Genomic DNA, 23,518 nt, shown 5'->3' with positions numbered 1-23,518 from the left:
TCGCAACGGGATCGAAACCGAGGCCCCTCGGATTCACCACGACGAAGGCCGCCTCCGCGAGGACACGACCGGGATGAGCTCGTTCGGGGTGAAGAGATCCTTGGTGCGCCAACCTTCGAGGTCGTACTCGTCGAGGCAGCGACCTGCGAAGGCCTTGCAGCGGTCGGCGAGCCCGCTCGTGGCGGCCGCGGCGAGCACGTCGATGCGCATGTCGTCGGCGCTCTCCAGGCGGTCGCCGGAAGCGAAATGGCTGTCGATCTGGCCGCCGAGCGCGTCCCAGAGCAGCTTCGTGAGCTTGACCCGATCGAGCGCGGTGTAGCCGTTCTCCCCGCGCACGAAGCGCTCGAGGTACGCCCGCGTCTCGGGGTTCATGAAGTCGCTCGCGTTCGCGGTGAGGAAGACCTGGCCGCTCCCCACCGCCCGCTCGATGACGTCGCGCAGCCGCGGATAGGCGAGCGTCGAAAAGATGCGGAAGGACAAACCATGCTCCGGGTTTGGCAGCAATGCGTCCTGCGCCCACGGGGCGGGGACCCGCGCCTGCGCTTCGGTGAGGCCCCAGAAGAGATTGCGATACGAGAGGACCTCGCCGAGCGAAGCGCGCACCTCCGGCGAGCCGCCCGTGCCCGCCGCCTCGACGGAGCGCAGGAGCAGGCCCGCGAGGAATTCGAGCTTGATGCTGAGGCGCGTGCACTCCTGGAAGCTCGCGCGCGCGGCGAACGAGGCGCGCTGGAAGGCCGCCGCCCGGTCGCTCGCGTCGCGGTACAGGAACACGTTTTCCCAGGGTATGAGCGCCTCGTCGAACGAGAGGACGGCCTCGTCCTCTTCGAGGCGGCTCGTCAGCGGATGATCGAAGGGGCTTCCGTGGAGCTTCGTGTTCGTGGTGGCGCTCGGGCGGCATTGCAGCTTCACGCCGCGGCTGCCGAGCGGCACGACGAACGAGAGGAGGAGCTCCTCGTCGCGCAGGATGCCCGGGTGCACGACGAAGCTGCAATGGGAGAGCGCCGCGACCGAGGGGACGGGCGTCGTGCCATTGACGACGATCCCCGCGTCGGTCTCGCGCTCGATGTAGAGCGGCGTGGGGGCCGGGGCGTTCGGCGGGTGGCTTCTGCGATCGAGCATCGCGTGGTGGAAAAAGAGCGCCTGTCCGCTCGCTTTGCGATACCAGCTCCGCGCGTTCTCGGCGAAGCGGCCATAGACTTCGGGCGCGGCGCCGAGCGTGGCGACGAGGCTCGCGCCTTCTTCCGGGCTCTGTCCCATCCAGCCGTACGTGATGCGCGCCGATTCCGCGATGGCGTCGCGGGTCGCGACGAGATCGTCGATGCTGCGCGGGATGCAGAAGAAGCGGTGTGTCCGGGCACCCGATCCCGTTTCCGTCTCCGCCGTGAGCGCGGCTTGCCTTCCGGGATCGTTCAGGGCGTCGTAGAGCCGCGCGAGCATCCGCGTGGCGTTGCGGAAGACCGGGTGGCTCGGGAGATCGATGACCCGTTCGCCACGGATCCAGACTTCACGCCCGTCGCGCAGGCTCTCGAGGTACTCCGCGCCGGTGAGCGGGCGGGTACGAGGGACCGCAGTGCCATTCGTGGGAGGGGCGCTCATGAAGTCGTCTCCTGGGCAAGCCCGGTAGTGTAGACCGGTCCGCCCGAACTCCAGTAAATTTCGCCGAGAATACCCCACAGCGCAGCGAAAAGACGTCGCTTTTTTGGCGCGCCCGGCCCGTCGATGCGAGCATCGCGGGCGCCGTCATGCGGAGCTCGCTCGCTCGAAAGGTCGCCCTCGCCTGCACGCTTGCCCTCGGTGCTGGCTGCTCGCGCGAGGTCGCGGAGCTCGACGCGTCTTTCCTCCTGCCGCCGATCCCCACGGCCGAGCCGCGCGCCGCGCTGGCCCTCGACTGCGACGATCTGCCCCCCCTGTCGCCGGAGGAAGCCGCCCGCCCGCCTCTATCGCCGCCGCGCCTCGAAAAGTCGACACCACGGGGAAAACCTCCGGCGTGGAGTGCGCTTACGGACGTAACGTTGCCGGATCCGGTCGCGGACAAGGTGGACGCGATCGACGAGGCGTACTTCAAGCGGACGGGAAAACACGTCACGGTCACGAGCGGGACGCGGGACGCGGCGCGGCAGGCCAAGGCGATGTACAAGATGCTGCGCCTCGGCGGCGATCCGATGCAGCTCTACCGGAACAAGGAAGCTGCGCGGGAGATCAAGCAGGCGTACGAGCGAGCGCGGGCGGCGCGCAAGGAGCCGGACGACGTCGTCGCCGCGATGCACGAGGTGCTCAAATCGCAGATCGCCCGGGGCGTGTACATTTCGGCGCATCTGCGCGCTGGTGCCGTGGACGTGCGAAACCGCGACATGTCGTCCGCCGACAAGAAGGCATTCGTCGCGGCCGTGAACGAGGCGAAGGGCGTGACGCTGCTCGAAGAGTCGGCCCCGCCGCACTGGCATTTGCAGATCGATTGAAAGCGCCGGCCGGCAGCCCACGCTGAGCACGGAGACGCGAGGAGGACCTCTTGAACGTGCTTCGACAGATCGTGATCGACACCGACGCCGGCTGGGACGACTGGCTCGCGCTGCTCTTCCTCATGAAATGCCCCGAGATCGAGATCCTGGGCGTCACCGTCACGGGCGTGGGCGAGGCCCACCTGACGCCGGGGATGACGAACATGCAGCGTCTCCTGGTCTTCGGGGGACAATCGGCGAACGTTTATCCCGGCGCCCAGAAGCCGCTGCTCTACAGCAATGTGTTTCCGGCCTCGTTCCGGGCCACGATCGATTCGTTTTGGGGCGTCTCGATCCCGCCCCCGCCCGGACGAACCGGGACCTCCACGATCTCCACGACGAGCGCCGTGGATTTCCTGTACCAGACGTTCGCCGCGGCCGCGGCCCGGGGCAAACCCGTCGACATGCTTTGCATCGGCGGCTTCACGAACCTCGCCACGCTGCTCGCGGAGCGGCCGCTTCCTGAATTTCAGGCCGGGATCGGCACCATCTACGCCATGGCCGGCGCGGTGGGCGTCCCGGGGAACGTGTACGACCCGGGCGATGCCACCTGGGGGTATTACGACAACACGAAGGCCGAGTGGAACGTCTTCGTCGACGCGAAGGCCGCGGAGATCGCCCTTCGCGCGGGCCTTCGTATCGTCCTCGTGCCGCTCGACGCGACGAACCACGTGCCGGTCACCACGGCGTACGTCAACGCGTATGGAAGTGCTGCCGGAAGTGACGTGTACGCGGGGTTCGTCTACACGCTCCTCCAGCTCCAGGCCGGGGAGACCAATTTCTTCGACCCGCTCGCGGCCGCCGTCCTGCGCACGCAGAGCGCGAAGGACCTCGTGACGACAGCCCCCTTCCGCCTCGAGGTCTCGACCGGTTTCGACGAAGAAGACAACACGACCGGCGCCCTCACACCCACGGCCGATCCTGCGTTCCCCGAGGTCGTCGTCTGCACGTCGGCGAACGCCACGACGTTCGAGGGGCTCTTCTCGTCGGCGACGCTGCCGCGGCAGGGCTAGAGCATCGACCGGTTGGATGCTCGGAAGATCGCGAAGCGATCTTCCCTCGGGGGGTGAATCGTCCGGGCTTTGCCCGGTCGAGAGGGGGACGCGAGGCGTCCCCCTCGGGACAAAAGAGCTAGGACATCGAGCGGTTGCAAACCGATCGATGTCCTAGCGCGACGCTGCCACGTCCCCCCAAACCTTTTCAGCGAGCGCCGAGGCCCACGCGGCGATTTCTTCCCAGATGGGTCGTGACCGCGGATCGGTGACGAGCCCCATGTGGTCGGGCGCCCGGCCTTCGTGCTCGGCGTTCGTCACGATCCGCAGCTTCTTCTGCGCGCTCCCGATGCGCGCGAAGAAACGCGTCACGGATTCGGGGTGCGCGAGCAGTTTGTCGCCCTCGCTTGCCACGGCGAGGACCGGGCAGGTGACGCGAGAGAGCGCCTCAGCATAATCGTACCGCTCGTCGATGCTGCCCCACCGATCGGAGGACCAGACCTTCCAGAACTGGCGGATGTACGGCAACGCGACGGCATCCGAGCCGATGCGGAATGGTTTGGGGTCGAAATGACCGACCGTCTCGGCCGCGGCGAGCCACGTCCGGAGGACGGCCGCCTTCGCGGCGCGCCGCGCGAGGCTCGGTTCGTCCGAAGGGAACCAGAAGTTGCCGGCGATCGAGGCGACGGCGTCGGCCGCCTTGTCCGGAAAAACACCGGCCGCAGCGAGCGCGGCGTGCGCGCCGAGGCTGTGTCCCACGACGATCACGCGTTTGCCCGGGAACAGGGAGCGCGTGAGCCCGACGAGCGCGGGGACGTCGAAGAGCACGCAATCATCGTACGTGTACCTTGCGCCCTCTCGCGCGGAGGGGCCGCTCTCGCCGTGGCCGCGCAAGTCCATGGAGACGACCGAGAGCCCGGCCGCGGCGAGCGTCGTGGCGAGGCCTGCGCCGCGGGGTTTGTCCATGCTCCTTCGGCTCGCCATCATCGCGTGCAGGAGCAACGCCACCGCGGGCCGACGGCCTTCGGCGAGCACCTCGCCGCGCAGGTGCCAGCCGTCGTCGGTCCGGGCGGAGACGGGCCCGATTGCGATCATGGGGACGAGGCTACCACGCCCCGAATCCTTCGCTACAGTGCGCGCCATGCTGGACGAACCGCCGATCGCCCTGTTCGCCGCGCAGCCCGGCGTGACGCCGGGATGGGTGATCCGCAACCTGCCGGCCTGGTCTTACACGAAGTCGGTCTACGGCGTGACCGTGTGGCAGTGGGTCGCGTTGCCGCTCGCGTTCGTGCTGTCGATGCTCACGGGCGCCCTCCTGTCCGCGATTTTCGTGCGCCTCACCTCGCCGATCGCCCGGCGCACGGCGACGACCTGGGACGACGAGCTGCTCGTCGCGCTGCGCGGACCCGCGACGCTTTTCCTCGGGACGACGGCGTTCTGGTCCGTGGAGCCCGCGATCGCGCTGCGCCGCGCGGCAAGCGATGTGGTGGGCCGGGGCGTCGACGCGCTGCTCGTCGCGAGCCTGCTCTGGGGCCTGTTCGGCCTGCTCGACGTGCTCGCGCACCACGTGGGGGCGCGCATCGCGAAGGCGGGCGACACGAAGGATCGTGGCGGCGCGCTCTCGCTCGTGGCGATCTCCACGAAGGCCGCGAAGGTGCTGCTCGTGATCTTCGGGTTCATCTTGGTGCTCGGGCAGCTCGGGCTCAACGTGACGGGGATCATCGCCGGCCTCGGGATCGGCGGCATCGCGGTCGCGCTCGCGAGCCAGAAGACGCTCGAGAACCTGTTTGGCTCGTTCACGATCGGCGTGGACCGGCCGCTGCACATCGGCGATTGCGTGAGGGTCGACGAGCTCGTGGGGACCGTGGAGCAGATCGGCCTGCGTTCGACGCGGATCCGGACGCTCGACCGGACACTCGTGACGATGCCGAACGGGCGGCTGTCGGACATGCGGATCGAGAACTACAGCGCCCGCGACCGGCTGCGGCTACACGCGAAGATCGGCCTCGTGTATTCGACGAGCCCCGCCGTGGTGCGGCGGATCGTGGAGGAGATGCGCAGCTATCTCGCCGAGCGGCCGGGCATTTACCCCGACGCGGTGAACGTGAACTTCATCGGCTTCGGCGACTCGGCGCTCACGATCGAGGTGATGGTGTGGCTCGACTCGTGCGAGTGGACCGAGTTCCTCACGTGGCGGGAGGAGATCCTGTTCGGGCTGATGGAAATCGTCGAGAAAAACGGCTCGGCGTTCGCGTTTCCGACGCAGACGATCCACGTGGCGTCTTATCCGTCCCCTCCGCAGCCGGGGCCGGCCGAAAAGAGGTCCGAGCGGTGAGGCTTTACAGCGGGACCGTTCTGAAGGATACGTGACAAAAGTCCGAGACGAGGAGGCCCCGTGGCAAGCTGGCGAGACGAGCTCATCGAGGCAGCGAAGACCAAGGCGGAGCGCGACGCCGAGGAGCAGGAACGGCATCGAAAGCGCGTCCAAGAGGCGCTCCACACGGCCGAGGCCGCGCTCTCGCTGGGCGCCGAGGCGCTGCGCTTCACCAGCGACCGGCTGCGCGACAAGGGGCAGTCGCCCGCGTTCAGCGAGCAGGCGGACGACTTCAAGCTGAAGCTCGGCGATTTCAGCCTGCGCGTGGAGCTCGCCCGAGACGCGGCCGTCGTGCGCGTGACGTTCGGCGACGGCAAGCCGCGCGAGTTCGACTTCGCCAAGGACCGGCACATCGCCCCGGCCGACGTGGAGGAGTACATCGGCCGCCGCGCCGTCGAGCTCGTACGTACGGCCCAGAAGGCATCGCCCTGGTGATCGCAAGCCCGACTTCGTGGTAGAGGCGTTGGCCGTGAAGCCGACCCTCCTGCGCCTTCGTGGGCGCCTCGCGATCCACGCGTCCATCCTCGCCCTGCTCGCCGCCTGTGGTCCCGCGGCCGAGCCCGTCACCCCGCCGCCGCCCGCGCCGCCGGAGCTCTCCTCCGCAGCGCCGGCGCCGAAGGCGGAAAACCCGATCGAGAAGGGCGATCCGCAGCGGATCGGCGAGGACGTGAAGCGGCTCGCGTCGGACGAGCTCGCAGGTCGCGGCACGGGTGATGCGGGCGCGCAGCAAGCGGCCGAGCACGTGGAGAAGCGCTTCCGCGAGCTCGGGCTCGAGCCGTTCGGCGATGCGGAGGGGAACGGCAAGAACTTCAAGCAGAAGTTTTCCGCGCGTGTCGGCGCGAAGGTCGAGGCGCCGATGGTCTCGCTCGCGAAGAAGGGTCAGAAGGCGGCGAAGACGCCGGCGCCGGCCGACGTGATCACGGCGGAAGGCGCGCAGACGGGCGAGGCGAAGGGCGAGGTCGTGTTCGTCGGGCACGGCGTGACGGCACCCGCGGCGTCGTGGGACGACTACGCCGGCAAGGAGATCGCCGGGAAGGTGGCGCTGATCGTGGACGGCGCGCCAAAGCCCGAGTCCGGTGGCAAGAACGCCGAGGCGCTGCGCGACTTCAAGAGCGTGCGGTACAAGCTGCGCACGGCCCGCGAGCACAAGGCCGTGGCAGCGATCGTGGTGGCCGCGGGCGAGGAGCTCCCGGCCGCGCCGGAGAACGCGAGCGGGATGGGCATCCCGGCCGTGGTGCTCAAGCGGAGCGCGGCGAAGGTGCTGTTCCCGGAGATCAAGTGGGACGACGCGGCGGTGAGCTCGCCGAAGGCCGCCGTGAAGCCGAAGGCGCTCACGGGCACGGAGCTCACGGTGGCGACGCGGCTCGAGCCGACGTTCGCGGACGCGTGGAACGTGGTCGCGCGGCTGCCTGCGCGCGCGGGCTCGAAGACGGCCGAGGAGTACGTGGTGATCGGGGCGCACTATGATCACCTCGGCAAGGGCGGCACGTCGCACTCGCGCGCGCCGGGCGCGCGCGAGATCCATCACGGCGCGGACGACAACGCCTCGGGGACGGCGCTGCTGCTCGACGTGGCACGGCGTTTCTCGAAGCTCACCGAGAAGCCCGCGCGGAACATCGTGTTCATCGCGTTCGGAGCCGAGGAGCTCGGTACGCTGGGATCACGGCACTGGGTGGAGCACCCGCCCGTGCCGATCGGCTCGGTGACGGCGATGATCAATGCGGACATGGTCGGCCGCATGCGTGACCGGACGCTGGTCGTCGACGGCACGGGAACGGCGGCGGCGTGGCCGGAGCTCGTGAACGCGGCGAACGCGGGGATCTCGCTCACGCTGAAGCTCGGCGCCGAGGGCTTCGGCGCGAGTGATCACGCCTCGTTCACCGCGGCGCGCGTGCCCGTGGCGTTCCTGTTCACGGGCGTGCACGACGACTACCACAAGCCGAGTGACACGGCCGACAAGGTCGACGTGGGCGGCATCGACCTCATCGCGACGCTCGCCGCGCGCCTCACGCAAGCGGTCGCGGAGCGGCCGGAGCGGCTCGCGTTTGTCGAGGCGCCGGCGGCGCAGGATCCACACAAGGGCGGCGGAGGCGGCGGGCGAGGGTTCCGGGCGTCGCTCGGGTCGATCCCGGACTACGCGTGGCAGGGCAAGGGCGTGAAGCTCACGGGGGTGCGTCCGGACGCACCCGCGGCGCGCGCGGGCCTGCAAGCGGGGGACATCATCGTGAAGCTCGACAAGCACGAGATCACGAACGTGCACGACTACGTGTTCGCGCTCGGCGATCTGGAGCCGGGGCGCGAGATCACGGTCGAGGTCGAGCGCGACGGCAAGCGTGTGGCCCTGAAGATCATCCCCGCCCCGGGCCGATGAGCGAGCGTTTTTCGAACCCGTCGAGGCTGGGCCTCGGCCTTCTGTTTTGCGTCGCGCTCGCCACTTCGGCGACGGCGCCCGCATGCTCGGGCGGTGGCTCCACGCCGCCCGCGCCCGACGCGGCTGCCGATGCCGCGATCGAAGCTGCGGAGGCACGCGCGGAGCTCGACGCAGCGCTCGCCGATGCGGCGCTGGATGCGGAAGCCGACGCGGATGCGGCGGCGGATGCGGACGCGGCGACGGACGCGAATGCGGCGCTCCCTGGGACGAGCGAGGGGTGTCCGTCCGATATGGTGCTGGTCGCGGGCGAGTATTGTCCGCTCGTGCAGCAGCGGTGCGTGGAGCACCACGACGAATTCGAGAAGGACCAGGCCAAGAAGAAAAAGGCGTCTGAGGGGGGCGAGGGCTCCGGGCCGAGCACGGTGAGCGAGCGGTGCATGCGGTACGAGGAGCCATCGGTGTGCCTCTCGAAGAAACGCACGCCGATGCGGTACTGCATGGACCGCTATGAATGGCCGAACCAGAAAGGCGAGCTGCCGGCGCTCCTGGTCTCATGGGGCGACGCGCAGAAGCTTTGCGAAGCGAAGGGAAAACGGCTCTGCACGGAGGCCGAGTTCAATTTCGCGTGCGAGGGCGAGGCGATGCTGCCGTACACGTACGGCTACGAGCGCGACCCCACGGCGTGCAACATCGACAAGGCCTATCGAAAACGCGAAAAGAAGCTGTTCAAGTACGAGCGATGCATGAAGCGCCCCGAGTGCAAAGCGGAGCTCGAGAAGCTCGATCAGCGCTTGCCGACGGGCTCGATGCCGCGCTGCGTGTCGCCGTTCGGGGTGTATGACCTGAACGGCAACATCAACGAATGGGTGGTGCGGCCGAAGCAGAAATACCCGAACCGGAGCGGCCTGAAAGGCGGCTGGTGGGGCCCGGTGCGCGGCCGCTGCCGGCCGACGGTGGGGTTCCACAAGGAAGACGATTACGGCTACGAGGAAGGGTTCCGCTGCTGCAAGGAGGCAGAGGGGACCTGAAGGGGCGGACGGGCGTCAGAGGGTGTTCCACAGGCTGCTGCGGGACTCGATGCGTCGGTCGGCCTCGCTCGACGTACAGTGTACGCCTCGCTCGGACTCCCTAGCCTCGAGTCGCTCGCGACGCCTGTGGAACACCCTCTCCGTGCCCGTTCGTCGCGGCGAGCCAGGAGGCGAGGTCCTCCGGGGAGAGGTCGAGGACCACGTCGCCGAGCCGCTCGGCGCCTTGCTGAAGGAGCTGCTCGGCCAGCGTCGCACGTTCGGTCGGCGTGAGGGGGCGGCGGAGGCGGCGTTCGAACAGGTGAGCGAGCGGGGCGAGGCCCTCCTGCCGGCCCTCCTCGCGGCCCTTCTGCCGACCGTCCTCCAAACCTTCCTTGTAAATCCAGTTCTGCATCACGAGCTCCCTGGGTAACATCATTCTTACCACACTTCGGAGATCGCGGCCTCGCCTCCTTCCTGGACGGCTGTGCAACGCTTACGTTTGTCCCCGGGTTCCGTCAAGAAAAACGTTTGTCGAAACATGTGCAGCGGTACCCATAAAATTCTGGGATAAAAAGCCGCGTCGACACAGCCACACTCGGAGGGCCTCCTCCGTCCCCGGCACAGCCCGGCGGGCACGATCCCCTGCCTTTTGACCCACTGCGTCGAGCACGCCCCCGCCTCTCGTTGGGGTTTTCCACGGGCCCTCGTCTCCGCTAGGCTGTGGGCATGGGGTCACGACATCGTGGGCGACATGGCTTCCACGGCGGGCTCGTGCTCGTCGGGGCGCTCTTCTTCGCGGCATGTGGCGGGAGCCAGGCCGACGGCTCGCCCCCGACGGTCGAGGGGGGCAACGCGTACGCGCCCGCGGCCGCGCCCGGGCAAGGCACCGTCGCCGGATCTTATGGCCCCGCGCCCCAAGGCCAGGCCGCCGGATACGGACAGACGTCCGCCGCGCCGACATCCACGGCCACGCCCCCGCCGAGCCCGCTCTCCCCCCTCTGCACCGAGGCCACCGCGATCGTGTGCGGTGGTCATCGCTGCAATGCCCAGGTCGGACGGTGCGCGATGCCCTGCGGCTCGGCGCAGGATTGCAATCCGGGGTTTTCGTGTCTAGGGGCGGGCGGGCCGACGGCGATCTGCGTGCCCGGAGGACCGTGAGGCGAGATCAGGCCGCGCCGGGCTGAATGCCCTGCACCGCGAGCATCTTCTCGCGCTCTTTTTGCTTGTCGAGGTCGCGGTACTTCTCCTCGAGCTTGTCGACGTCGAGCTTCAGGATGCGGCCCCAGAGCATGAACGTCGGGCCGAGGACCGAGCCGTAGCATTCGGCCTTCACCCGCTCGTCGTAATGGGGATACGCCGCGTGGTGGAAGCTCTTCAGGTTGTAGAACGGAATCCCCGGGTACTTGTGGTGCTCGTTGTGGTACGTGACGTTGTTCCACAAGAAATTAAGGAAATCGCTCTTCGTCCCGTACGTGCGTGAGCTGTAGGCGTCGTCGTCCGTCGCCGGCATCTCGAAATGCTCGATCATCGACGTCACGCTCGCCAGGATCGCCCCGAAGATGAAGGGCAGGGCGAAGCAGAAGAACCACACCTGGAACGGCATCTTCCAGGCCGCGAGGCCCACGAGCGAGAAGTAACCGAGCGTCTCCAGGTGCGTTCGCACCTGCTGCCCCAGCGTGAGGCGGCTCATGTAGAACTTCATCATCTGCCCGAGGAAATACATCGGGTACGCGAACGTGTAGACGCAGAAGAGGAAGATCTTCGCCAGCGTTGGATTTTTCGTGTAATCGGTGACCACGACGTTGTCGACGTCGGGATACGTGTTCGTGATCTTGTGATGGTGCAGGTGATAGTTCGCGTAGAGCGTCACCGGAAACCCCGACGGGGACCAGCACAGGAGCGCGAGCCAGTACGAGATCGTCTTCGAACGCGAGAGATTTCCGTGCACGGCGTCGTGCCCCGCCGCCCCGAGCCCGCGGATCAGGTTCGCGATCGTAAACGCGACCACGATGCCGATCGGGATCGCGAAGCGATGATGCTGCGTCGCGTAGAGGACCCAGGCGAGGCCCGCCCAGAGACCATAATGCAGCGGAATCTTGAGCAGGTAGATCGGCTTGCGCTCGTAGGCCGCGCGCAAGATCTCCCGGGGTACCGCGTCCATGCCCTGTCCGGCCATCACTCGCTCCACGTAAGAATCGTCGGGGGCGGAAGGTGGCAAAGATCCGGACAGATGACAAGCGCGGACGCTGCTAAGCCTGCGGCATGACGACGCGCATCGAGACCGACACGTTCGGACCCATCGAGGTCGAGGCCTCCCGCTACTGGGGCGCCCAGACGGAGCGATCGCTGCATCACTTCGCGATCGGCGCCGAGCGCTTCCCGAGGCCGTTCCTCCGCGCCCTCGGCATCGTGAAGAAGGCCGCCGCGCTCACGAACGCCGAGTTCGGGCTGCTCGGGCCAGAGGAGTCGCAGCGGATCGTGGCCGCCGCCGACGAGGTGATCCAAGGCCAGCACGACGCGCATTTTCCGCTCTCGATCTGGCAGACCGGCAGCGGGACGCAGACGAACATGAACGCGAACGAGGTGATCGCGAACCGCGCCATCGAGTCGAGCGGCGGCGTGCTCGGCTCGAAGAAGCCGATCCACCCGAACGATCACGTGAACCTCGGCCAGAGCTCGAACGACGTGTTCCCGACCGCGATGCACGTGGCCATCGCCTCCGAGATCACGGCCGCGCTGCTGCCGAAGCTCACCACGCTGCGCGACACGCTCGCGCGGAAAGCCGAGGCGTTCGCCGAGGTCGTGAAGATCGGAAGGACGCACCTGCAGGACGCGACGCCGCTCACGCTCGGGCAGGAGATCTCGGGCTGGGTCGCACAGCTCGATCACGTGAAGGGGATGATCGAGCGGGCGCTGCCGCCGCTCTACGAGCTCGCGCTCGGCGGGACCGCGGTCGGGACGGGGCTCAACACGCATCCGGAGTTCACGACGCGCGCCGTCGCGAAGATCGCCGCGCTCTCGGGCTTGCCGTTCGTGCCCGCGCCGAACAAGTTCCAGGCGCTCGCGGGGCACGAGGCGATCGTGTTCGCCCACGGCGCGCTGAAGACGCTGGCTGCGACCCTGACGAAGATCGCGAACGACGTGCGGTGGCTGTCGAGTGGGCCGCGCGCCGGGCTCGGCGAGATCACGATCCCCGAGAACGAGCCCGGCAGCTCCATCATGCCGGGCAAGGTGAACCCGACGCAGAGCGAAGCCGTGATCATGGTCGCGGCCATGGTGCAAGGGAACGACGTCGCCGTGGGGATCGCCGGCGCGGGCGGGAACTTCGAGCTCAACGTGATGAAGCCGCTCCTGCTCCACGTGACGCTTCAGTCGATCCGGCTGCTCGGCGACGCGATGGCCTCGTTCGAGGAGCACTGCGCGCGCGGGATCGAGCCGAACCGCGCCCGCATCGCGGAGAACCTCCAGAAGAGCCTGATGCTCGTGACGGCGCTCGCGCCGCGGCTCGGCTACGACGCGGCCGCGCGTATCGCGAAGAAGGCGCACGCCGAGGGGACGACGCTACGCGAGGCGACACTCGCGCTCGGGCTGCTCACCGGCGAAGAGTTCGACGCGATCGTGCGGCCCGAGCGCATGATCGGCCCGAGCCCATCGGCCTGAAAGAAATACCGGGCGCGCGTGGCCAGGGGGATCACCACGCGCGCCCGGCGACCGGAAGCGTTTTGTTTCGGGCCCCTACGGAATCATCCAGGGCAGCTCGAGCTGAAAGCCCACGAGCACGCCCTGCATGCCGCGGGACTCAGCCACCACCGTCGACGCGGTCTCGATGGGGATGAGCTGGGCCCGCGCCGGCCCCACGTAAATGATGGGCTGCTCGGGGCTCGGCGGAATGAACGTGCGCATGTCCGCGCCCCAGAATTGCGAGGGGACGCTCACTTGCACGGCCGGCGTGATGGCGGGCGGCGCGCCATAACGGGAGAGATCCGCGAATGCCTCGAATGCCTCGAACGTATCGCGCAGGACACGCTGGTAGCCGTCCCCGAACGGGGTCGCTCGTGTAAACACCTGACCGGGCTGCCAGGGCAAGCCGCTCTCCGACAGCGGCGCCAGAGGCGCCTGCGCCCAAGCCAAAGCAGGCGTGCCGAGCGCGATTCCCATCGCGACGACCGCTCCCAGCACCTTCGTGCAAGCTCCCATCGCACGCTCCTCCATGGACGCACGCCGCGCGCGCGCCGGTGACCGTGGGAGGCGGAGAACCGCCCCCGAATCCAATGGCAAACACGAATATAGCGAGTGCCAGCGACAGTGAAAAGAGGGTCTCCTCACGCAGGCGGCATTTTCCAGCGCGCGGTCGCGTTCCGAGCCGCTCGCCCGCGGAAGGGCCCGACGTGCCTACGGTCCTTCCTCGGGTGGCTGCTTGCGCCGCCCGGACGTGACACGCGGCGGCAAACATGAAGCGTGGTGGGGCTCGCGTGGCGCCGTCACTCCCAGGTGACGTCGACGGGCGTCATCCCGCCGCCGGTGTCGAGGCGCAGCGCATACACGCCCGTCACCGTCGAGAGGAGCAGGATCGCGAATCCATCGCGGGAGAAGAGCCGGAGGTCGAAGAGCGTCGAGAGCTTCTGGACCTGGCCGTCCTTGTAGAGGTCGTCGTAGAGGATCGAGTCGTCCGCGCGCTCGATCTCTTCGGCCTTGGCATAACGCATGCGTACGCCGCCACGTTCGCCCGCCGCCCACACGACGAGGAGCTTTCCGTTGACGTCGACCGCGTCGACCTTCAGCTCGCGCGGGCCGAACTCGTATTGGCCCTTCAGGATCTTGTCGAACGAGACGTCGTGCACGCGGCAGCCGGCGGTCGTGCACTGGCTCTGGGCGATCTTCGTGGCCCAGCCTTTGTCCGGGCCGCCCGGATAGAGCCGCGTGACCACGGCTTCGGTGCCGTGGCAGGAGAGCAAGCCGTCGCTGACCTTGGGCGACATCGGCGGGCTCCACTTGCCTCCGACGAGGAAGCTCATGAAATCGTTGTCGTAGCCTTTCACGCGAACGACCATGGCCTCCGACGATCGGCAGCCGCCGATGTGCGGGGGTTCGTCCGCGCCGCCCTCGACGAGGCCCGGCTCGGGCAGCTCGCCGATGTCGGCGAACGAAGGCTCGGTTTTACCCGCGACGCCATACGGCGAGACGAAGAGGCGGCGCTCGTTCTGCTTGGTCACGCCGCGCAGGATGAGGTGATCCCAGAGGATCTGCGTCGAATAATAATAATTGCCAACGCGGAAATCGGGCTCGATCTTGGTGCGTCCGGGCTCGCCGCCCGAGGCCTTCCGCGTGAGGAGCAGGTCCTTCGTCTTCTCGTCGAACCCGAGCGCCGCGGCCGCGCCGTCTTTCTTGGCATAACCGCCATAACTGTACATGGCGTCGACCTTGTCGCCGCTGTCCGCGCGAAAGATGCCGGCCTGGCCACGCTCGCCCGCGAAGACGAGCGGCGCGGAGTCGTCGTCGGCCGTGCCCCAGAGGCGCAGGCCGTGGCCCTTCGGTAGCGAGCCCGGGAGCGATTTGCAGGTGGCCTTCGCGTCCTTCGCGGCGAACGTGCAGAGGAACGGCGCCTTCTCCACGCCCTTTTCCTCGATGAGCAGCCGCATCACGCCCGCCGGGTGCGCGTCGGTGTAGGCCGCCCGCAAGGTGAACGCCGTGCGCGAGAGGGGCTCGGTGAGCTCGTCGAGGCGCGTCGCGTCGAGGGGACGGACCGCCTCGGGCGCGCGCGGGCCCTTCTCGACGACGACGCGCTGCACGGCGGCCTTTTTCGCCTGCGTGAAGGCCGCGTCGATGGCCTCGGAGAGGTCGGCCATGCGTGCTGTCGGCTCGGCCAGGGATTTCGCCAGGGATTCGGCCATCGCGCCGAGGTCCTTGCCGCCTTCCTCGGTGCGACCCGCGCTCTTCCAGACCTCGGCGACGGCGTGGCCGAGCGGCGCGCACGCGGCGGGCCAGGGTTTGTCCACGCCCGGCGTCATCCGCTCGGCGTCCGTCATCGTCATCGCTTCGAGCTGCACGCGCCGGAAGCGCTTGCTCGCGGCCTCGTTCTCGTCGAGCTCGGGACCGATCGTGCACGTGGCGAACGCGCTCCACGCCTCGGAGAGCGCTTTCGTGTTTTGCGCGTCCTGATACCGGAGCAGCCCGAAGAGGCCGCCGCCCCCGATCACGAGCGCGAGCGCTCCGAACGTGACGAGCCGACGCCCGCGCTTCTTGCGGTCTTCCACGAGCTCGTCGACAGGCTCGGGCGGAGGCGGCTCGTGATCGGCCGCGTGTGAGGAAATGGGTTCGTTCATGATGGAGCGTTCTCCCTCCCTGGGGGGCCCGACACATACCACGCGTTTCGAGCGACCTGGAAGATTCCCCCGATGGACAGACGTGAGCCTGTCTGGCAAGCTCGCGCGCCCATGGCCGGTTCTCTCTCCATTCCCAGGACGCTGTACCCAGAAATCGAGCCTTACCGCACCGGGCGCCTGCGCGTCTCCGACGTGCACGAGCTCTACTTCGAGGAGTCCGGCAATCCCGCCGGAAAACCCGTCGTCTTCCTGCACGGCGGCCCCGGCGGCGGCAGCGACGCGAAGCAGCGGCGGTTCTTCGATCCCGCCCATTACCGCATCGTCCTCTTCGATCAGCGCGGCTGCGGCAAGAGCACCCCCCATGCCTCGCTCGTGGACAATACGACCTGGCACCTGGTCTCGGACATCGAGCAATTGCGCGAGCACCTCGGGATCGAGCGCTGGCAGGTCTTCGGCGGCTCGTGGGGCTCGACACTGGCGCTCGCGTACGCGGAGAAGCATCCGGAGCGCGTCACCGAGCTCGTGCTGCGGGGGATTTTCCTCCTGCGCAAGTGGGAGATCGACTGGTTTTACCAGGACATCGGCGCGGCTGCGTTTTTCCCCGACGCCTGGGAGTCCTACCTCGCCGCGATCCCCGAGGCGGAGCGAGGCGACATCGTGGCCGCGTATTACAAGCGCCTCACGAGCGAAGACGCGGCCGTGCGGCAGGCCGCTGCCCGCGCGTGGAGCGTGTGGGAGGGCAGCACGAGCTTTCTCTTGCAGAATCCGGATTACATCGCGCGGTGCGCGGGCGACAAGTTCGCGGACGCATTCGCCCGCATCGAGTGCCATTACTTCGTGAACCGCGGGTTTTTCGAGCACGACGGGCAGCTCCTCACGGACGCGGTACGCATTCGGCACATCCCCACGGTCATCGTGCAAGGGCGCTACGATGTGGTTTGTCCCGCAAAGAGCGCCTGGGACCTCCACCGCGCCTTGCCCGAGGCAAATCTGCGTATCGTGCCCGACGCGGGGCACTCGGCGTTCGAGCCGGGGATCGTTCACGAGCTCGTCACGGCGACGGACGCTTTCCGCAGCAAGAAGTGAGCGTGCCCGGCGATTGACGTCGCTCCGCGGACCTGGTTCATTGTCGAGGACATGAAGCGAAAGGCCCCCCGGAAAGCGCTGGCCATGACGGTCGAGACGCTCTTCGAAGCGGCCTCGTCCAAATCGCACGGGGAGGTGACCCCGAACGAGGACGTGCTGCTCGTGTCGGGGCACGTCTACGGCGTGTTCGACGGGGCGCGGAGCGGGGTGATCGCGAGCGAAGTGTTCGGCGAGCGGACGAGCGCGCCGCTCGCGGAGCTCTGTCAGGAGGCGAATCGGCGTATCGGTGAGGCGCGGGCGCAAGGCGGCTCGCAAACGGGCAGCGCGGCGGCCGTGGTGCGGGTGGCGAAGGACGCGTTCGAGTGGGTGATGGTCGGAAGGAGCCAGGTCGTCGTGGTGCGGGCGGACGGCTCGTTCGAGCGGCTCGCGCCGGAGGACGAGCACGTGCTCTCCGGCGAGCTTTCGGCCGAGGCGCACGTGCGTGCGGGCGTGCGCAAGCTCGCGGGCGTGCGGCACCTGCTTCTGTTCACGGACGGTCTGCTCGCATCGAGCGCGGACGAGGCCATGGAGGGCCTCGTGAGCCGTTTCCTCGACGGAGGGCTCACGGCGGTGCGGCACGGGGCGAACGAGGCGGACGTTGCCGCGGTGGCCATTTCGTTTTTGCCGCCAAACCCCGTGGCGCGAAAGCGTATTTCGCTCTATCCGCGGCGGATCATCACGGCAGGCTCGAAGCGGAGCTCGGGCGTGCCTTCGCGCAGGCGGCGGAGCCGGTTTCCCTGAGCCCCGGATTCCCTAGCTTCGCTTGGCCAGCTTGTCGGCGAGGTGCTGCGCGAGGGCGACCATCGTCAGGGTGGGGTTCCACGAACCGCTGGCTGGCCAGAGGCCGCCGCCCGTCACGTACACGTTCTCCACGCCGTTGAGCTTGTAGTTCAGGTCCACCACGCCCTCGTTGCCCTTGCCGATCCAGAGGGTCGATCCCTCGTGGACGAGGCCGGCGACGCGGCGCTGCGTGGGGCTCGGCCGCACCTGCGACCATGCGCCCTCGTTGGGTTCGCCGTGCCAGTATTCGAGCCCCTTGTCATTCGCGCCCTTCGGCAAAAGCGCGCGTTCGAGAAGCTGGAACGTGCCCTCATCCATCGTATCCCACGTTTGCCGGTCCTTGTCGCTGGCGAGCACCTGCAACGTCACGTTGGTGGTGGGATCCGATCCGCCGTTCGGGCGGAAGAAGTTCTCGGGGTTGTCGTGGTCGATTTCTCCGAGCACGGCGCACACGAAGACCAGGTGGTCCTTGGACGTCGCGAGCTGCTCGGGCGAAGCCGTCGCCACGACGTCGGGCATGTAGCGAGCTGCCTTTTCAGCGAACTTTTCGGGGTTCTTGTCCGAGAGCACGGAGAGCTGAACGTGGTACTGCATCTTGCTCCTCGGGTCCTCGCCCGCGACGTAGATCGCCGCGAGCTCGAGCTCCTCGAGCTCGTCGCCGAAGGAGTAGGCGTCCCGGGGGATCCGCGCGACCACCGAGGTGATGAAATGCGACGTGAAGCGCGTGCCCGCCTTTTCGACCTGCGGAAATGAATTGAGCACCAGCGTGGTCGCCGGCAGCGTCCCCATGGCGAGGACCACGTTCGCGTCACCCACGTTGAGCACGCCGCGCGAAGTTTCGAGCGCGGTGGCGTGGTATTCCTTGCTCTCGCCTCGGAGGATCTCCTGCTGGAGGATCCGGGTGACCACGCAGTCGGTCACGATGTACAGCGGGTTGCCCTCGCCTATCTTCGCGCGTCGTGCCTGACGGTCGATGAGGTTGAGCAGTGGGGCGGGCGTCGAGAACTTCGCGAAATCGAGCCCCTCCTGGACCCCGGCCCCGACCGCCAACGGCGCCGCCATGAAGCGCGTCATCGACGGGATCTCGTGGCGGTTGTCCTTCAGCATGCTCTGCAGGCGCCTCTGCAGCTTGGAGTAGACCGGGCGGCTCTCGGCGACCTTGCGCCGGAGCTTGGGCTCGTCGAGGTTTTCGTCGATCTTGTCGGCGGGGACGACGTTGAGCAGCTTCTCGGCATCCTCGAAGTATCGGTTCGCGGCTTGAATGACCTCCTCGGGCCAGCCCGCCATTTCCTCGTGCGTGGGGCGGGGGCACCACGCGCTCCACAGGGTGCTGCGGCCGCCGAAGAAAGGCACCATCCCGTGCTGGTACTGGATGTTGCCCTTCGGCTGTTTCGCTGTATTGACCGACAGGGTCCAGGGGAAGGTCTCGGAGAGGCCGCCCAGGGTGCGTTGATAGGAGATGGGCAGGTTCTGGAAGTGCTGCGGGAGGAAAAACGAGCCGCGCTCGATGATGAGGATCTTGGCGTGGGGGTTCCGGTCGAGCGTGCGCTCGGCGAGGGCCAGGGCGCAGAAGCCGCTGCCGATGATGATGAGGTCGAGCTTCTCTTCTTCTCGCACCCTCTTCCATTCCGTCTCGGAGAGGAAGAAGACGTGGTTCATCACCTTCTGGCCGCTGGGCGTCTGCGGGCCGGGCGTCGGAAAACCGTAATTGAAATTGGGCGATGACGAGGCAGCGCTCATGGGTCCCTCCCCTTTCAGATGTATTTTGATGGCCCCCTCGAGCTCGGACATGACGAGCCCACGCTCGCCCCCGCACCCCGCCGGCACGGACACCGTGTGGTGGGTGCTCGGTGGGCGATCGTACGACCATCCAACATCAATCGCCGCCCCGACGTCAAGACTTTTCGATCACGGCTACCGTGGACCCGGCTCGACGAGCCAGGCTGGTCAGCGGCAGCGGGTCCAGCGCAATCGATACGTTTGTCGAACCACTCCGTCCACGCTGTCGACGGTGAGCAGACCGCTCTTGCCGCGGGCGAAGCGGTCGTCGATGACGGTGTCGGTCTTGATGTGGAGGTTTTTTCGACCGGTGCAGGGGACGGGGCGGTCCGGCGTAACGACGTCGTGGTTCTCGTAATTATCGGCCATCTCGCCCTGGAGCACGATTTCGAACGCGCGCTCCTCGCGGGACAGGCCGGGGAACGAATACGTCGAGCGGATGATGCCGCTGAGGCCCGCTTCGAGGAAGGCATACCCGCGCACTTCGCCGCCCTCGATCGCGAAGGACCAGCCAGCCGGGAAATCGAAGAGGATGTTCAGATTGCAGCGCTTCTTGGCGTTGCCGCGGTCCACGTTCGGGCCGACCTCGGCGTAGAGCTTGGAAAAGAGAATCGTGAAGGCCTCCGCATCCTGCGAGGCGAGGTAGGCGACGGATCCTTCGGGGCAGCCGGGGCCGGAGTATTTGAGGTCGCGGATGGAGAACGCCTCCGGCGCTTCGGCCCGCGCTTCCGCGGAGAAGGCGGCGATCGCGGCGGAAAAGGCGAGGAAAGAGAGCGCGAAATGCCTCATGGTCGTGGCCTCCCGTGGCCTCCATGAGACGGCCTCGCCGGCTCGGCAAGCGAGCCGGAGCCCCGGCCCTAGCTCATTTCGAGCATGTCTCCATCGCGCTGGCCACGGCATCGGGGGCCGAGATGAGCATGTCGTGGACGGCATCGGAGCGCGTCACGAGCACGAAGCGCTGGTATTGCGTGTCGCCCGTGAGATAACGATAAAGAGCCATCTCCTCGTCGACGGCGATGAAGATGTCCTCGCTGAAGGCAATGACGCAGGCCTCGCTCCCGTGGCGTCGACCGAAGATTCCCGGACCCACCGTGGGGCGACTCCATCCGCCGGCCCCGAGCATTTCCAGGCTGGCGGTCAGCGCCTCGGGCGCGATGTATCCTTGGGCGACGACGTCGGCGGCGCTCGGCGCACCCGGCGCAAGGTCGCCGATCGTGTTCGTGAAAAACAGGCCCGGCCAGACCGCGGGAGGGATGGATAGATGAGGGCCGAGAATCGGATCCGAAAGGATGACGAGGGGTGCAAGAAACGCCGCGCCCGCGCCGGAGTCCGCGAGGTCCCAAGGCAACACGTTCGGGGGGACCGCGTTCGGAATGGTGGAGGCGAGCAGCACGACTTCTTTGATGCCGAAACGGGTTCGGAAGTCGGTCTCGTCGTCAATCAGCCGGTCCTGCGCGTGCTCGACGATTCCCGCTCCCATGCTGTGGCCCACGAGGACATCGGGGCGAAGCCCGCGAGCCGCGAGGGCATCCAGGGCGCCGATCAGGGCCGCCGCGTCATCGTCGAGCGTGAGGTCTCCAAAGAGAACGCCTTGGCCCTGAGGCAGGGAGCTCCCGCCATGGCCGGGCAGGCTCAGGAGCACCGCCCTCGACGCTTTGAGCGCCTTGTTCGCGAATACGGCTTCGACCAGCGGTCGAAGGGCGTCGCCGGTGTGGGCCAGACCGTGGAGCAGCACGAACGTGCGGCCTCCGCTCGGATGGTCTGGATTCACGAGCACGTGGGCCTCGATATCGGCCGTCACCAGAGGACGCAGCTCTACCTGGAGCAAGAGGTCCTGCTCGCCGGGCTGATCCGCGGATGCGGGACGTGCAAACAGGAATGTCACCAGCGAAAGCAGGCGGCTCCAGATGGCCACGGATTTCATGGGACGTCCTTCCTGATCCGGCAGAGCCGGAAGCAATCCCCTCTGCTTGCCATCCGCAGGCCAGGCTTCGGTAAGCGCACTGGAAAATGAGAGCACACGGGAGGAACCCGCGACGGACACGAGCGCCGAAGACGTCGAGGACGCGCAGAACTCACCCGGACAGGCGAGCCGAACGAATGTGGGGTGAGGAAATGCGAGGAGGGGAGGGGAGGGAGGAGCCGATTACTTCATCAGGCTCATCAGCGTCGACGCCATGTCGGCCGGGGTCGGGGCGACCTTCACGCCGGCGTCTTCGAGCGCCTCGATCTTCTCGGCTGCCGTGCCCTTGCCGCCCGAGATGATGGCGCCCGCGTGGCCCATGCGCTTGCCGGGAGGCGCGGCGCGGCCCGCGATCAGCGCCGCCACGGGCTTCTTCATGTTCGCCTTGATCCACGCCGCGGCCTTCTGCTCCGCGCCGCCGCCGATCTCGCCGATCATGATCACGCCGTGCGTGTCCGGGTCTTCATTGAAGAGCTCGAGCACGTCGATGAAGTCCATGCCCGCGACCGGGTCGCCGCCGATACCCACGCACGACGACTGGCCCACGCCCATTGCCGTGAGCTGACCGACGGCCTCGTACGTGAGCGTGCCCGACTTCGACAGGACGCCGATATGGCCCTTCTTGTGGATATGCCCCGGCATGATGCCGATCTTGCATTCCTCGGGCGTGATGATGCCGGGGCAGTTCGGCCCGATGAGACGCGTGGGCTTGCCTTCGAGATACCGGCGCACCTTCACCATGTCGAGGACCGGAATGCCCTCCGTGATGCAGATGACGAGCCGACAGCCGGCGTCCGCGGCCTCGACGATCGCGTCGGCCGCGCCCACGGGCGGGACGAAGATACACGAGACGTCGGCGCCCTCTTTCTTCACGGCGTCTTCCACCGTGTCGTACATCGGGACCTTGTCCTCGAATCGCTGGCCGCCGCGGCCGGGCGTGACGCCGGCGACGACCTTCGTGCCGTACGCGAGGCAGGCGCGGGCGTGCTGCGAGCCGTACTCCCCGGTGATGCCCTGGATGACGACCCGCGTGTCCTTGTTGACGAGAATGCTCATCGCAACTGGTTCCTTTTCGTGACGAAAATCATCCCCGGCATCAGGCCGCGGCGCCCTGCTTCACCGCGGCGACGATCTTTTGCGCGCCGTCGCCCATGGAGGAGGCGCTCTCGATTTTCAGGCCGCTCTCGTCGAGGATCTTGCGACCCGCCTCGACGTTCGTGCCTTCGAGCCGCACCACGAGCGGCACCGACAAACCGAGCTCCTTCGTCGCCGCGACGATACCCGCGGCGACCACGTCGCAGCGCATGATGCCGCCGAAGATGTTGACGAAGATGCCCTTCACCTTGTCGGAGCGAAGGATCATCTGGAACGCCTTCTTCACCTGCTCCTGCGTGGCGCCGCCGCCCACGTCGAGGAAGTTCGCGGGCTTGCCGCCGTAGTTCTGGATGATGTCCATCGTGCCCATCGCGAGGCCCGCGCCGTTCACGAGGCAGCCGATGTCGCCGTCGAGCGAGACGTACGAGATGCCCACCTTCTTCGCCTCGAGCTCGACCGGATCCTCCTCGTCCGCGTCGCGCAGATCCGCCCACTCGGGGTGGCGGATCTCGGCGTTGTCGTCGAACGTCATCTTGCCGTCGAGCGCGACGATGTCGCCCTTCTTCGTCACGATGAGCGGGTTCACCTCGATGAGCGAGCAGTCCTCGGCGAGGAAGCACTTGTAGAGGCTGTCGACGAGCTTCGTGAACTGCCGCATCTGCTCCTTCGCCCCGAGCCCGAGCGCGAACGCGAGCTTGCGGGCCTGGTAGGGGGCGAGGCCGATCACGGGGTCGACGTGCAGCGTGTGGATCTTCTCGGGCGTGTCGTGGGCGACCTGCTCGATGTCCATGCCGCCCTCGCGCGAGGCCATGATCGCGATGCGACGGCGATCCCGGTCGAGCGTGAGCGCGAGGTAGATCTCGCGGTCGATGTCGAGGCCCTGCTCGATGTAGAGCCTGCGGACCTTCTGCCCGGCGGGGCCCGTCTGCACCGTGACGAGCTGCATGCCGAGGATCTGCTCGGCGAGCTTTCGCGCCTCGGCGACGCCGCCCTTGGCGACCTTCACGCCGCCGCCTTTGCCGCGACCACCGGCGTGGATCTGGGCTTTCACGACGACCACCGGGATCCCGGTCGCCTCGATCAGGCGCTGCGCCGCAGCCTCCGCCTCCGCCACGGAGAAGGCAGGCTCACCCTTCGGCACGGGGATCCCGTAGCGTGCGAAGATTTGCTTGGCTTGATACTCGTGGATTTTCATGCGAGGGCGGGCAAGG

Annotated in this window: 21 protein-coding genes; 10 read left to right on the top strand and 11 right to left on the bottom strand. The window is 67.6% G+C overall.

The features are described from left to right. Nucleotides 1–33: 33 nt before the first annotated feature. A complete protein-coding gene (locus tag KEG57_RS03780; protein WP_272417961.1) occupies nt 34–1,596 on the bottom strand; it encodes a 4-hydroxyphenylacetate 3-hydroxylase N-terminal domain-containing protein in 1,563 nt (520 codons plus the stop codon). A gap of 146 nt (nt 1,597–1,742) precedes the next feature. Here KEG57_RS03780 and KEG57_RS03775 point away from each other — a divergent pair, with 146 nt between their 5' ends. Both KEG57_RS03775 and KEG57_RS03770 read left to right on the top strand, forming a co-directional pair. After that, nucleotides 1,743–2,459, top strand: coding sequence for a hypothetical protein (locus KEG57_RS03775; protein WP_272417962.1), 717 nt, complete (start codon nt 1,743–1,745; stop codon nt 2,457–2,459). A 56-nt stretch (nt 2,460–2,515) separates the two neighbouring features. After that, on the top strand, nt 2,516–3,511 hold the full coding sequence (locus tag KEG57_RS03770) for a nucleoside hydrolase (protein WP_272418620.1): 996 nt from the start codon (nt 2,516–2,518) through the stop codon (nt 3,509–3,511). Between the two features lie 153 nt (nt 3,512–3,664). Here the strand turns inward: KEG57_RS03770 and KEG57_RS03765 are convergent, their stop codons facing one another. Continuing rightward, a complete protein-coding gene (locus KEG57_RS03765; RefSeq protein WP_272417963.1) occupies nt 3,665–4,585 on the bottom strand; it encodes an alpha/beta fold hydrolase in 921 nt (306 codons plus the stop codon). A gap of 46 nt (nt 4,586–4,631) precedes the next feature. On the opposite strand from KEG57_RS03765, the gene KEG57_RS03760 reads away from it, so the two are divergent. Genes KEG57_RS03760 through KEG57_RS03745 form a run of 4 tightly spaced genes read left to right on the top strand, consistent with a single transcriptional unit; the run spans nt 4,632 to nt 9,263 of the window. Then, on the top strand, nt 4,632–5,825 hold the full coding sequence (locus KEG57_RS03760) for a mechanosensitive ion channel family protein (RefSeq protein ID WP_272458126.1): 1,194 nt from the start codon (nt 4,632–4,634) through the stop codon (nt 5,823–5,825). 60 nt (nt 5,826–5,885) lie between these two features. Continuing rightward, nucleotides 5,886–6,299 (top strand): hypothetical protein, encoded by a 414-nt coding sequence (locus KEG57_RS03755; protein ID WP_272417965.1) that lies wholly within the window; start codon nt 5,886–5,888, stop codon nt 6,297–6,299. Nucleotides 6,300–6,333: 34 nt separating this feature from the next. Then, entirely contained in the window at nt 6,334–8,235 is a 1,902-nt protein-coding gene (locus KEG57_RS03750) for a M20/M25/M40 family metallo-hydrolase (RefSeq protein WP_272417967.1), read from the top strand. Next, the gene (locus KEG57_RS03745; RefSeq protein ID WP_272417968.1) at nt 8,232–9,263 is read left to right on the top strand and encodes a formylglycine-generating enzyme family protein; all 1,032 of its coding nucleotides are present in this window, start codon (nt 8,232–8,234) and stop codon (nt 9,261–9,263) included. The genes KEG57_RS03750 and KEG57_RS03745 overlap by 4 nt, the downstream gene beginning before the upstream one ends. A gap of 100 nt (nt 9,264–9,363) precedes the next feature. On the opposite strand, the gene KEG57_RS03740 is transcribed toward KEG57_RS03745, so the two are convergent. Then, nucleotides 9,364–9,678 (bottom strand): RpnC/YadD family protein, encoded by a 315-nt coding sequence (locus KEG57_RS03740; RefSeq protein WP_272417969.1) that lies wholly within the window; start codon nt 9,676–9,678, stop codon nt 9,364–9,366. A 290-nt stretch (nt 9,679–9,968) separates the two neighbouring features. On the opposite strand from KEG57_RS03740, the gene KEG57_RS03735 reads away from it, so the two are divergent. Beyond that, nucleotides 9,969–10,400 carry a hypothetical protein gene (locus KEG57_RS03735; RefSeq protein WP_272417970.1) on the top strand — a complete coding sequence of 144 codons (432 nt, stop codon included), beginning with the start codon at nt 9,969–9,971 and terminating at the stop codon, nt 10,398–10,400. A gap of 7 nt (nt 10,401–10,407) precedes the next feature. On the opposite strand, the gene KEG57_RS03730 is transcribed toward KEG57_RS03735, so the two are convergent. Then, complete coding sequence (locus KEG57_RS03730) at nt 10,408–11,418, bottom strand: fatty acid desaturase family protein (protein ID WP_272417971.1); 1,011 nt, start codon at nt 11,416–11,418, stop codon at nt 10,408–10,410. 86 nt (nt 11,419–11,504) lie between these two features. Here KEG57_RS03730 and fumC point away from each other — a divergent pair, with 86 nt between their 5' ends. Beyond that, on the top strand, nt 11,505–12,902 hold the full coding sequence (gene fumC, locus KEG57_RS03725) for a class II fumarate hydratase (protein WP_272417972.1): 1,398 nt from the start codon (nt 11,505–11,507) through the stop codon (nt 12,900–12,902). A 75-nt stretch (nt 12,903–12,977) separates the two neighbouring features. Here fumC and KEG57_RS03720 read toward each other — a convergent pair whose 3' ends face one another. Both KEG57_RS03720 and KEG57_RS03715 read right to left on the bottom strand, forming a co-directional pair. Then, nucleotides 12,978–13,439 carry a hypothetical protein gene (locus KEG57_RS03720; RefSeq protein WP_272417974.1) on the bottom strand — a complete coding sequence of 154 codons (462 nt, stop codon included), beginning with the start codon at nt 13,437–13,439 and terminating at the stop codon, nt 12,978–12,980. A 284-nt stretch (nt 13,440–13,723) separates the two neighbouring features. Further along, a complete protein-coding gene (locus KEG57_RS03715) occupies nt 13,724–15,565 on the bottom strand; it encodes a hypothetical protein (protein WP_272417975.1) in 1,842 nt (613 codons plus the stop codon). A gap of 111 nt (nt 15,566–15,676) precedes the next feature. Between KEG57_RS03715 and pip the strand changes: the two genes are divergently transcribed. Beyond that, a complete protein-coding gene (pip, locus tag KEG57_RS03710; RefSeq protein ID WP_272417976.1) occupies nt 15,677–16,651 on the top strand; it encodes a prolyl aminopeptidase in 975 nt (324 codons plus the stop codon). Between the two features lie 51 nt (nt 16,652–16,702). Continuing rightward, a complete protein-coding gene (locus tag KEG57_RS03705) occupies nt 16,703–17,431 on the top strand; it encodes a PP2C family serine/threonine-protein phosphatase (RefSeq protein ID WP_272417977.1) in 729 nt (242 codons plus the stop codon). 12 nt (nt 17,432–17,443) lie between these two features. Here KEG57_RS03705 and KEG57_RS03700 read toward each other — a convergent pair whose 3' ends face one another. From KEG57_RS03700 to sucC, 5 genes are all read right to left on the bottom strand, one after another. Further along, nucleotides 17,444–19,210, bottom strand: coding sequence for a GMC oxidoreductase (locus KEG57_RS03700; protein ID WP_272417978.1), 1,767 nt, complete (start codon nt 19,208–19,210; stop codon nt 17,444–17,446). A gap of 207 nt (nt 19,211–19,417) precedes the next feature. Then, nucleotides 19,418–20,038: a DUF4360 domain-containing protein gene (locus KEG57_RS03695; protein WP_272417979.1), complete on the bottom strand. Its 621-nt coding sequence runs from the start codon at nt 20,036–20,038 to the stop codon at nt 19,418–19,420. A 73-nt stretch (nt 20,039–20,111) separates the two neighbouring features. Then, nucleotides 20,112–21,173, bottom strand: a complete 1,062-nt coding sequence (locus tag KEG57_RS03690) for an alpha/beta fold hydrolase (RefSeq protein ID WP_272458125.1) — start codon at nt 21,171–21,173, stop codon at nt 20,112–20,114. Nucleotides 21,174–21,395: 222 nt separating this feature from the next. Further along, complete coding sequence (sucD, locus tag KEG57_RS03685; protein ID WP_272417981.1) at nt 21,396–22,268, bottom strand: succinate--CoA ligase subunit alpha; 873 nt, start codon at nt 22,266–22,268, stop codon at nt 21,396–21,398. Between the two features lie 40 nt (nt 22,269–22,308). Continuing rightward, nucleotides 22,309–23,502 (bottom strand): ADP-forming succinate--CoA ligase subunit beta, encoded by a 1,194-nt coding sequence (sucC, locus tag KEG57_RS03680; RefSeq protein WP_272458124.1) that lies wholly within the window; start codon nt 23,500–23,502, stop codon nt 22,309–22,311. Between the last annotated feature and the right edge of the window lie 16 nt (nt 23,503–23,518).

The sequence above is a fragment of the Polyangium jinanense genome (genome assembly GCF_028435365.1).
The sequence above is the reverse complement of the archived record's forward strand: the minus strand, read 5'-3'. Positions and strand labels throughout refer to the sequence as shown.

Bases quoted from the DNA above. Each gene is read 5' to 3' on its own strand.
- KEG57_RS03705 (WP_272417977.1), top strand. From the start codon at position 16,703: ATGAAGCGAAAGGCCCCCCGGAAAGCGCTGGCCATGACGGTCGAGACG.
- sucC (WP_272458124.1), bottom strand. From the start codon at position 23,502: ATGAAAATCCACGAGTATCAAGCCAAGCAAATCTTCGCACGCTACGGG.
- KEG57_RS03695 (WP_272417979.1), bottom strand. From the start codon at position 20,038: ATGAGGCATTTCGCGCTCTCTTTCCTCGCCTTTTCCGCCGCGATCGCC.
- KEG57_RS03780 (WP_272417961.1), bottom strand. From the start codon at position 1,596: ATGAGCGCCCCTCCCACGAATGGCACTGCGGTCCCTCGTACCCGCCCG.
- KEG57_RS03745 (WP_272417968.1), top strand. From the start codon at position 8,232: ATGAGCGAGCGTTTTTCGAACCCGTCGAGGCTGGGCCTCGGCCTTCTG.
- KEG57_RS03715 (WP_272417975.1), bottom strand. From the start codon at position 15,565: ATGAACGAACCCATTTCCTCACACGCGGCCGATCACGAGCCGCCTCCG.
- sucD (WP_272417981.1), bottom strand. From the start codon at position 22,268: ATGAGCATTCTCGTCAACAAGGACACGCGGGTCGTCATCCAGGGCATC.
- KEG57_RS03760 (WP_272458126.1), top strand. From the start codon at position 4,632: ATGCTGGACGAACCGCCGATCGCCCTGTTCGCCGCGCAGCCCGGCGTG.
- KEG57_RS03735 (WP_272417970.1), top strand. From the start codon at position 9,969: ATGGGGTCACGACATCGTGGGCGACATGGCTTCCACGGCGGGCTCGTG.
- KEG57_RS03700 (WP_272417978.1), bottom strand. From the start codon at position 19,210: ATGAGCGCTGCCTCGTCATCGCCCAATTTCAATTACGGTTTTCCGACG.
- fumC (WP_272417972.1), top strand. From the start codon at position 11,505: ATGACGACGCGCATCGAGACCGACACGTTCGGACCCATCGAGGTCGAG.
- KEG57_RS03690 (WP_272458125.1), bottom strand. From the start codon at position 21,173: ATGAAATCCGTGGCCATCTGGAGCCGCCTGCTTTCGCTGGTGACATTC.
- KEG57_RS03775 (WP_272417962.1), top strand. From the start codon at position 1,743: ATGCGGAGCTCGCTCGCTCGAAAGGTCGCCCTCGCCTGCACGCTTGCC.
- KEG57_RS03720 (WP_272417974.1), bottom strand. From the start codon at position 13,439: ATGGGAGCTTGCACGAAGGTGCTGGGAGCGGTCGTCGCGATGGGAATC.
- KEG57_RS03765 (WP_272417963.1), bottom strand. From the start codon at position 4,585: ATGATCGCAATCGGGCCCGTCTCCGCCCGGACCGACGACGGCTGGCAC.
- KEG57_RS03740 (WP_272417969.1), bottom strand. From the start codon at position 9,678: ATGATGTTACCCAGGGAGCTCGTGATGCAGAACTGGATTTACAAGGAA.
- pip (WP_272417976.1), top strand. From the start codon at position 15,677: ATGGCCGGTTCTCTCTCCATTCCCAGGACGCTGTACCCAGAAATCGAG.
- KEG57_RS03730 (WP_272417971.1), bottom strand. From the start codon at position 11,418: ATGGCCGGACAGGGCATGGACGCGGTACCCCGGGAGATCTTGCGCGCG.